General features: G+C 71.3%; 7 protein-coding genes. 4 read left to right on the top strand and 3 right to left on the bottom strand.

Annotated elements, in window-relative coordinates:
• The first annotated feature begins 250 nt into the window (after positions 1-250).
• From FV233_RS26355 to FV233_RS26345, 3 genes are all read left to right on the top strand, one after another.
• The gene (locus tag FV233_RS26355) at positions 251-1,423 is read left to right on the top strand and encodes an HD domain-containing phosphohydrolase (RefSeq protein ID WP_147899272.1); all 1,173 of its coding nucleotides are present in this window, start codon (positions 251-253) and stop codon (positions 1,421-1,423) included.
• Between the two features lie 189 nt (positions 1,424-1,612).
• Positions 1,613-2,638 carry a histone deacetylase family protein gene (locus tag FV233_RS26350; RefSeq protein ID WP_147899271.1) on the top strand — a complete coding sequence of 342 codons (1,026 nt, stop codon included), beginning with the start codon at positions 1,613-1,615 and terminating at the stop codon, positions 2,636-2,638.
• Between the two features lie 170 nt (positions 2,639-2,808).
• The gene (locus FV233_RS26345; protein WP_147899270.1) at positions 2,809-4,158 is read left to right on the top strand and encodes an MFS transporter; all 1,350 of its coding nucleotides are present in this window, start codon (positions 2,809-2,811) and stop codon (positions 4,156-4,158) included.
• 111 nt (positions 4,159-4,269) lie between these two features.
• Here FV233_RS26345 and FV233_RS26340 read toward each other — a convergent pair whose 3' ends face one another.
• Positions 4,270-4,971, bottom strand: coding sequence for a cell cycle transcriptional regulator TrcR (locus FV233_RS26340; RefSeq protein ID WP_147856223.1), 702 nt, complete (start codon positions 4,969-4,971; stop codon positions 4,270-4,272).
• A gap of 465 nt (positions 4,972-5,436) precedes the next feature.
• Positions 5,437-6,492 carry an ABC transporter substrate-binding protein gene (locus FV233_RS26335; RefSeq protein WP_147899269.1) on the bottom strand — a complete coding sequence of 352 codons (1,056 nt, stop codon included), beginning with the start codon at positions 6,490-6,492 and terminating at the stop codon, positions 5,437-5,439.
• A gap of 167 nt (positions 6,493-6,659) precedes the next feature.
• Here FV233_RS26335 and FV233_RS26330 point away from each other — a divergent pair, with 167 nt between their 5' ends.
• Positions 6,660-8,336 carry a methyl-accepting chemotaxis protein gene (locus tag FV233_RS26330; protein ID WP_147899268.1) on the top strand — a complete coding sequence of 559 codons (1,677 nt, stop codon included), beginning with the start codon at positions 6,660-6,662 and terminating at the stop codon, positions 8,334-8,336.
• 161 nt (positions 8,337-8,497) lie between these two features.
• Here the strand turns inward: FV233_RS26330 and FV233_RS26325 are convergent, their stop codons facing one another.
• Entirely contained in the window at positions 8,498-9,124 is a 627-nt protein-coding gene (locus FV233_RS26325; RefSeq protein ID WP_147857482.1) for a TetR/AcrR family transcriptional regulator, read from the bottom strand.
• Positions 9,125-9,293 lie beyond the last annotated feature (169 nt).

Raw genomic sequence — 9,293 nt, 5'->3', positions numbered from 1 at the left:
GCGAGTGCGTAATCATTTACTCCCCTTTAACGTGCAATATTCCAAATGTATCGCATCGCCGACGAGACTTTCCCGATCGCGCACGGCACCGTCACCCGCGAACGTCACCGGATCGGATCATGACCGCTTCCAGCCCTCCGGATCCGACGTCGGAGACCCGCGGCTCCCGACGCCCACGGGCTGCCGGGATCGCGGCGCCGACGCCCCGCCCGTCCTGCATCCGGCCCGCCGGGCGAGGCGAGACGCCATGATGGACGCGCTCCTGGTTGACGACAGCGCGACCATGCGCCTGCGCCTGCGCCAGATGCTGGAGGCCAAGCCCGACGTCAGCGTGACCGACTACGCCGACCCGGCCGCCGCCCTCGTGGAGGCGCAGATGCGCGCCTTCGACATCGTGCTGGTCGACTACCACATGCCGGCCATGGACGGGATCGCGTTCATCCAGCGCATGCGCACCATCCCGCACTACGCGCAGGTGCCGATCGCGATGGTGACCAGCGACATCTCCGACGCGGTGCGGCTCGCCGCGCTCGAGGCGGGGGCGACGGACTTCCTCGACAAGTCCATGCGGGGCGTCGAGCAGACCGTGCGGCTGCGCAACCTGATCCGCCTCGCCAAGGCGGTGCGGCGGCTGGCCGAGCAGGCCGCCTGGCTCGACGGCGAGGTCGAGGCCGCCCTCCGGCACATGCGCGAGCGCGAGGAGGAGATCATCTTCCGCCTGTCGCTGGCCGTGGAGTACCGCGACAACGACACCGGCGACCACACCTGGCGGGTCGCCCGCTACAGTCAGATCGTGGCCGAGGCGCTCGGCCTGCCGGCGGAGGCCTGCCGCAACCTGTACCTCGCCGCGCCGCTGCACGATGTCGGCAAGGTCGCCATCCCGGACGGCATCCTGCTGAAGCCCGGCCGGCTCGACCCGGACGAGTTCGCCCTGATCAAGACGCATGCGACCATCGGCCAGCGCATCCTGGGCGGCAGCTCCTCCGAGCTGATCCGGCTGGCCGCCGAGATCGCCGAGGCGCATCACGAGAAGTGGAACGGCAGCGGCTACCCGAAGGGGCTCGCGGGCGACGCGATCCCCCTGGCGGCCCGGATCGTCGCCGTGGCGGACGTGTTCGACGCCCTGACCACGCAGCGCCCCTACAAGGAGGCGATGTCGTTCGAGGCGGCCCTGGCCTGCATCCGGGCCGATAGCGGCCGCCATTTCGACCCGGCCTGCGTGGAGGCGTTCTGCGCGCGCTGGCCGGATGTCCTCGTGGCCGGCGGCCAGGAGAGGGCCACCGGCCGGCGGGGCACCCACGCCGTCACCGAGCCCTGGGCCCGGGTGCCGACCCTGCTCCGCGAGATCGCGGCCGAGACGCCCATCCTGGCGGGCCGGCTCGTCGACAGCCCCGACGAGCCGGCCTACAGGCGCCACGGATGAGGCGGCCTACGGCCTGACCCCTGAAAATCCCGGATTCGAAAAGTCGAGACCTTTCGCGGGTCCAGGACGGAGCCCTGGTGCATCGGGCTTGCCCCGATACCCCGCCAAAGGGCTGAGCCCCTTGGACACCCGGCCCCCCTCGATCCGAGCCGGGGTGACGCGGCGCGGGGCTGCGCCTAACCTGCTCCCATGCGCGTCTTCCACACCGCCGCCTCCGCCCGGCACGATCCCGACCAGTACCTGCGGCGGGGCACGCCGATCCCGCACCCCGAGCAGGCCTCCCGCTACGCCATCCTGCACGCGGCGGTCCGGGATGGCGGCCATGCCCTCGCGGAGCCTGCCGATCGCGGCCTCGACCCGATCCGGGCGGTGCACGATCCCGGCTACCTCGCGTTCCTGGCCGAGGCCTGGGCACGCCGGTCGGTGATCCCGGGGGTCGCCGACGAGATCCTCACGGGCAGCTTCGCCCGGCCGCAGATGCACCGGACGCCCGCCGGCCTGCTCGGGCGCGTCGGCCTCTACACCGCCGACACCTCGACGCCGATCCGGGCCGGGACCTGGACGGCGGTCTACGGCGCGGCCCAATGCGCCGTCGCGACCGCCGACGCGGCCCTGGAGGTCGGCCACGCCTACGCGCTGTGCCGGCCGCCCGGCCACCACGCCTACGCGGATTCGGCCGGCGGCTTCTGCTTCCTCAACAACAGCGCGATCGCGGCCGAGCGGATGCGGGCGACCGGGGGCGGCCCCGTGGCGATCCTCGACATCGACGTCCACCACGGCAACGGCACGCAGGGGATCTTCTATACGCGCGGGGACGTGCTCACCGTCTCGGTCCACGCGGACCCGTCGGACTATTTCCCGTTCTATGCCGGCTATGCCGACGAGACCGGTGCGGGAGCCGGCACCGGCCTCAACCGCAACCTGCCGCTGCCGCCGGGTTCCGGCGACGCGCCCTGGCTCGCCGCCGTGGAGGCCGGACTCGCGGCGATCGCGGCGTTCCGGCCGCGGGGCCTGGTGGTGGCCCTGGGCCTCGACGCCGCGGCGGACGATCCGATCGGCGTCCTCACGGTGACCGGAGCGGGTTTTGCCGCGGCGGCGCAGCGGATCGCGCGCGCCGGGCTGCCCACCGCGATCGTCCAAGAGGGCGGCTACCTCTGCGCAGCCCTGCCGGAGAACCTGACGACCTTCCTGGCGGCGTTCGACGCGGCGCGCTGAGCCGGGGCTCGGGGCAGCCCGGATACCGCGCGGCGTGATGCGAATATGGCGCATCGGGACGCGAATGTCGTCGTCGGAGCAACTGCTTCCGCCGACGCGGCGCGGACGACCTGTATACCAGCCTGAAGAGGGCCCGCCCGGGTTGCGGCCCGGCCGGGAGGACACGAGCGATGCGTGCGGGCGATGTCCGGCGACCCGATGGGGCCAGCGCACCCTGGCACGCCGGCCTGACACGGCGGCACTGGCGCATTCTCTGGGGCAGCTATCTCGGCTGGATCTTCGACGGCTACGAGGCGGTCGCCCTGGTCTACGCGCTCCGCCCGGCCCTCGGATCTCTCCTCACTCCCGAGCAGGCCCAGGCGCCGGCCTTCTACGTGGGGGCGGCGATCGGGATCACCCTCCTGGGCTGGGGGCTCGGCGGGCTGATGGGTGGCATCGCGGCCGACTACATCGGCCGCAAGCGCATGATGATGCTGTCCATCCTGGGATACGCCCTGTTCACGGGGCTGACGGCGTTTGCCGGAAGCTTCGCTCAGCTCGCGATCCTACGGTTCATAACCGGACTCGCCATCGGCTCCGAATGGTCCACCGGCATCGCCCTGGTCGCCGAGACCTGGCCGAACCGGGCCCGGCCGAAGGGCTGCGGCTTCCTGCAATCGGGCTTCGGCGGCGGCGCGGTGCTCGCCGCGATCGTCTGGGCGCTGCTCGCCGCCTTCGAACCCCTCGGCCCGGAATCATGGCGGATCATGTTCGCGCTGGGCGCGCTTCCGGCCCTCGTCTGCCTGTACCTGCGGCGCGCCCTGGAGGAATCCGAGCAGTGGATGCAGGCCCTGCGGGAGCAGCGCTGGGCCGCCACCGCCGAGGACGCCGCGAGCACGCAACCCATGGGACGGCGTCCGTTCTCCCTGACGGAGATCTTCCGGGAACGCGAGAGCCGCCGGCGGGTCCTGCTCGCCACCCTGATGTCGTTCGCCACGACGGTCGGCTGGTGGGCGGTCTCGTCGTGGTTGCCGGCCTACACGGAGGGGCTGGCCAAGGTCGCAGGCGAACCTGCCAACGTGTGGGGCCCGCGCATGGGCATCATCTACAATGTCGGGGCGATCATCGCCTACCTGCTCTCCGGCTTCGTGGCGGATGCGGTCGGGCGGCGCGCCTTCCTGCTGATCACGTATGCCGGCTGTATCGTCACCTCGCTCGCCTGCTATCTCTGGACGGGCGGGCTGGTGCCATTCATGGGGCTCGCGTTCCTGAACGGGTTCTTCACCCTGGGCTTCGCCTTCTCGTGGATGGCGATCTACTTGGTGGAGCTGTTCACCCCGGCGGTGCGGGCGACGGCAGCCAGCGCCGTCTTCAACGGCGCGCGACTGATCGCCTGGATCTTCCCGATCATCGCCGGGCAGATCGTCACCCTGTCGGGCGGCGTGGCCGCCGCGGCCCTGACCATGTCGAGCGTCTACGCGATCGGGCTGATCGTGCCGTGGTTCATGCCGGAGACGACCGGGAAGCCGCTGCCGGATTGACGGCTTCGGCCGGCTTGCCGGAAAGGGGGAGGGGCGTCGACGCACCTGCCGAGACGCACATTGCGGATGCGCCCCTCGCCCGAGTCGGACGTGGGGCGCGGATCGCCGATCCTACGCCTCGTCGTCCTCGTCCTGATGCCGGCCCTTGAGCTTGGCGAAGACCGAGTCGGCGTCGATCCGCTCCTCGCGGCCGCCATGCTCGCCCGCCTCCTCGGGCTCGGGGGCCGTCGAGACCTCGGTGGGCAGGAGCGAGGCGCCGGATTCGGCGGCCAGGGCGGCCGGGCGGTCGGCCGCGGCGCGCTGGACCTCGAAGTCGAGGTTGATCTGGGTGGCCAGGCCCAGGGTCACCGGGTCCATCGGCTGGAGCGAACCGGAATTCCAGTGGGTGCGCTCGCGGATCTGCTGGATCGTCGACTTGGTGGTGCCGACGAGGCGAATGATCTGCGAATCCTTCAGCTCGGGGTGGTTGCGCAGCAGCCACAGGATGGCGTTGGGCCGGTCCTGGCGGCGGGAGAGCGGCGTGTAGCGCGGGCCCTTGGTGGTGCGCTTCACCTCCGGCAGCTTCACCTTCGAGACGGCCGGCTTGAGCTTGTAGTGCGGCGCCTTCTGGGCCTTCTCGATCTCGTCGCGGGTGAGCTGGCCGGTGGAGACCGGATCGAGCCCCTTGATGCCGGCCGCGACCTCGCCGTCGGCGATGCCCTTCACCTCGAGCGGGTGCAGCTTGCAGAAGTCGGCGATCTGCTCGAAGGCCAGGGAGGTGTTCTCGACCAGCCAGACGGCGGTCGCCTTCGGCATCAGCGGACCCTGGGACATGTGCTCTCGTGCTCCGGCCTGGCGGGACGGGGGCCGGGCACCGGGCCGCGGGCTCCGGATGCAGATCCGGAAGTCCCGTCTCACGCTGTCGAATGGGGATGGCTCACTATAGGGCCGCCCGGGGAAGGGCGCAATCGCGGGTTCGGCGGTTCCCGGGCGCTTGGCGTCGATTAAACGGCGCACGAGGCCGGGCTACAAACCGGATGTGAGCCCGACCGACTCACCCGCGAAGTCCGCACGCGGCCGGTTGCGGCCGGTTGCGGCCGGGAGTGCAGAGGATGGTCATCTCTCTGGCATGGTCCAGAACAGCGAATGGCAGTGGAGCTTCCGGCTCCGCCTCGCCATTCCTCTCTGGGCTTGGCTACACCTCAGCAGGTGAATACCAGGGATCGGCGGTAGCCGCCGCCGATCTCACTCCCGAACATAGCGTGGCCCGGGGCGGGCAACAACGTCCGGGCCGACACCCTACTTCCCCGGCAGCCCGTGGACGATCGGGAAGAACGTGTCCTTCCAATCCTTGGGCTCGGCCTTGATGGTCTTCATCGCGTAGAAGTGCCGGGCCTGGAGCATGATCCCGTACGGGGTCGTGGAGAAGTTCGTGCCCGGCTCCTTCATGATCGCCACCAGCGTCTCGGGGGGCGTCTTCTCGTTGGTGGCCGCGACGTAGTCCTTGGCGGCCTGGAGCGGGTCCTTGGCGATCTCGGCATTCGCCTCGTCAATGGCGGCCACGATGGCGGCGGCGAGCTTGGGGTTGCGGGTGAACCAGCCCGTCCGGGCATAGAAGATCGCGTTGCTCACCGGCTCGCCGACCAGCTCGAAGGAGTTGAGCACCGCGTGGATCGCCGGGTCCTGCAGCTCGCGCTGCTGGAACGGCGGCAGCGAGAAGTGGCTGTTGACCTCGTTCTGGGGGCTCGCCAGCGCCGCCACCGCGTCGGGATGGCCGAGCTGGACGGTGAGCGGGTCGAGCTTGGTCGCCCCGTCGGGGCCGAAGGCCTTCTTGGCGGCGATCTGGAGCAGCACCGCCTGGGACGAGACCTTCACGGAGGGCAGGGCGATCTTGTCCTTGCCGGAGAAGTCGCTGACCGTCTTCACGTCCGGGTTGCGGGTGAGCAGCAGCATCGGCGTGCTGCCGACCCCGCACAGGCCCTTCACGTCGCCCCGGGTGCGGTCGTTGAGCAGCAGCATGTTGGTGGAGCCGCTGTCGACGATGTCGATGTTGCCCGACAGCAGCGCGTCGTTGCCGGCCGCGCCGCTGGTCAGGTTCACCCACTCGACCGTGACGTCCCCGAGGCCGGCCGCCTTGGCCTGCTTCTCGATGAGCTTGTGCCGCTCGGCGAGCACCGCCGGCAGGTAGACGAAGCCGGGCTGCCGGCTGATCCGGACCTTGGAATCGTCGGCCTGCGCCGGGACGGCGAACGGGGCGGCGAGCGCCAGCCCGGCCAGCAGCAGGGCGGCGGAGCCGCCCCGGAAGAGGTGACGGCAGAGTCCCGGAATCGCAGTCGCCCGCAACGCACGCACCATGTCTGTCCTCCCTGGCCCGCCGGCTTCATGTCCGGATCCGGGCTTTATTGGCGGCAAGTGGACAGCCTCATGCCGATAAGCGCAAGGCCCGGCGCGGTCTTCACGGCGCGGTAACGGTAACGTCGCACAGTCTCTCCGCGTGAAATTTTCGTTCCGGGGGCGGGCTCGTGAAGATCGGCATCGGAGCGAGGCTCCACACCATCACGGCCACCGCGCTGCTGGGCATCGCGGCAGTCTCTTGCATCGGCCTGCTCAACCTGAAATCGCAGGTTGAGCAGGATCGCATGGCCAAGACCCGCAACCTGACGGACGTGGCCCACGGCGTGGCGGCCTATTTCGAGGGCGAGGAGCGGGACGGCCGGATGTCCCGGGCCGACGCCCAGGGCGCGGCGATCCGGGCCATCAAGACCCTGCGCTACGACGCCCAGGAATACTTCTGGATCAACGACCTGCAGCCCCGCATGGTCGCCCATCCGATGAAGCCCGAACTCGAGGGCAAGGACCTCTCCGGCGTCCAGGATCCCACCGGCAAGTACCTGTTCCGCGACTTCGTCACGCTCGCCAAGGGGCAGGGTCAGGGCTTCGTCGACTATCACTGGCCCAAGGCCGGGTCCGAGGCGCCGGTGCCGAAGCTGTCCTACGTGCGCGGCTTCGCCCCCTGGGGCTGGGTGATCGGCACCGGCATCTACGCCGACGACACCGCGGCGATCCTGTGGGATGCGGCCTGGCGGGCGGCGGCCGGGATGCTGGTGGTGATCGCGCTGATCGGCTTGCTGGCGGCCGTGATCGGCCGCCGGGTGACCCGGCCGCTCCTGGCCCTGAACCAGGCCATGCACCGCCTCGCGGCGGGCGACATCGCCGCCGCGGTGCCGGAGCGCGGGCGCGGCGACGAGATCGGCACGATGGCCGGCGCCGTGCAGGTGTTCAAGGACGCGCTTGTCGCCAAGGCCGAGGCGGATGCGCGCGCCGCCGAGGGGGCCGAGGGGGCCTCTCGGCGGGCCGCCGCCCTCGACCGCCTGACCCGGGCCTTCGAGACCCGGGCGGGCGACCTGAGCCGGGGCCTCGCGGCGGCGGCCTCCGAACTCGAGGGCACCGCGCAGGCGATGACCGCCACGGCCGCCCGCGGCACCGAGCGCTCCGGCGCGGTCACCGCCCAGGCGGCCGGGACCTCGGCGGACGTCCAGACCGCGGCGGCGGCCACCGAGGAGATGTCGGCCTCGGTCCAGGAGATCGCCGGGCAGGTGCATCGCACCTCGGAGATCGCCGGACGCGCGGCCGAGACCACCCGCCAGGGCGAGGCGACCGTGCGGGCGCTCGCGGACGGCACCGAGCGGATCGGCGACGTGGTCGGGCTGATCGCGTCGATCGCCAGCCAGACCAACCTGCTGGCGCTCAACGCCACCATCGAGGCGGCCCGCGCCGGCGAGGCCGGGCGCGGCTTCGCGGTGGTGGCCTCCGAGGTCAAGGAGTTGGCCGGCCAGACCGCCCGGGCCACCGACGAGATCTCGACCCAGATCGCCCGGATCCAGGGCGAGACCCGTCAGGCCGTGGCGGCGATCGGCGAGGTCGGCCAGACCATCGAGGAGATGCGCAGCATTGCGGTCGGGGTCGCGGCCGCCATGGAAGAGCAGAACGCCGCGATCCAGGAGATCGTGCGCGGGGTGGTGAGCGCCGCCTCCGGGGCCGAGGCGGTGTCCGGGAGCATCGCCGACCTGCGCCGGGGCGCCGACGAGACCGGGTTCGCCTCCGAGCAGGTGCTGGCCGCCGCCCGGGACCTCACCCGCGGCTCGGACGACCTCGACCAAGCGGTCAAGGGCTTTTTGGCCGAGGTGAAGGCCGCTTAGCGCCGTCGATACAACGCGCTCGCTTGTACCGAACCGGTTATCCATTCCGGCGGCGCGCGCCAGGCGACCGGAAGTATCGGGTTCCCAAAGGGCTCAGGACTTCGGCGGGGCTTCGGGGCGGAGCCCCGACCGTTCGAGCCAGACCCTGCCCGCGGACGAGTTCAGGCGGACGGAAAGCCCCGCACCGCCGCCCGCACCAGGGCGTCGATCATCGGGCGGACATCCGCCGCCCCGAGGGGCCCGAGGCCGCCGAGATCGGCCAGGTAGGTCATGCCGTGGACGCTCGACCAAAGCGCCCGGGCCATCACCGGGATCGCGGCCTCGGCGAGTTGGCCGCCATCGCGCAGCACACCCTCCAGGACCCCGAACAGGGCCGCGATGTCGGCTTGGACCGAGGCGGGCGCCGCCACCGTGCGCCGCTCGAAGATCGCCACCCAGGCGGGATGGTGCTCGGCGGCGAACGCCAGGTAGGCGTCGGCCAGGCACAGCAGCCGGGCGTCGGTCTCCCGGGACGGGCAGGCGGAAAGCGCCGCCGCCAGGGCGTCCCGCAGGCGCCGCATCGTGATGGCGTTGGCCTCCAGCCGCAGCAGTTCCAGGCTGTCGAACTGCGTGTAGACCGAGCCGACCGCGGTACCCGCCCGCTCGGCGACCGCCCGGGCGGTGAGCGCCCCCGGCCCGCCCGCGTCCAGGATCGCCACCGCGGCCGCGATCAGGGTCTGACGATCCGCCTGGCGGTCGGTCTGACCCTTGCGCGGGCGGCCCCGCAGTTTTTTCTGAACGTCGTTCATTTAATGCCTTGCCGAGTCCGTCCGGCCGTGCTTATGTCTTTTATGCGCGGCGTGATCGCCGACAACGCCCAGGCGATCCACGACGCCAACGCGGTGACGATCCTGCGCCAGCAGATCCGGGAGGCGGCCGGAGCCCTGGCGACGGCCCGGCGCGAGCTCCCCGTCGCCA

The organism is Methylobacterium sp. WL7 (assembly GCF_008040085.1).
Taxonomy (GTDB): Bacteria; Pseudomonadota; Alphaproteobacteria; order Rhizobiales; family Beijerinckiaceae; genus Methylobacterium; species Methylobacterium mesophilicum.
This window is presented reverse-complemented; position numbering and strand designations above follow the sequence as displayed.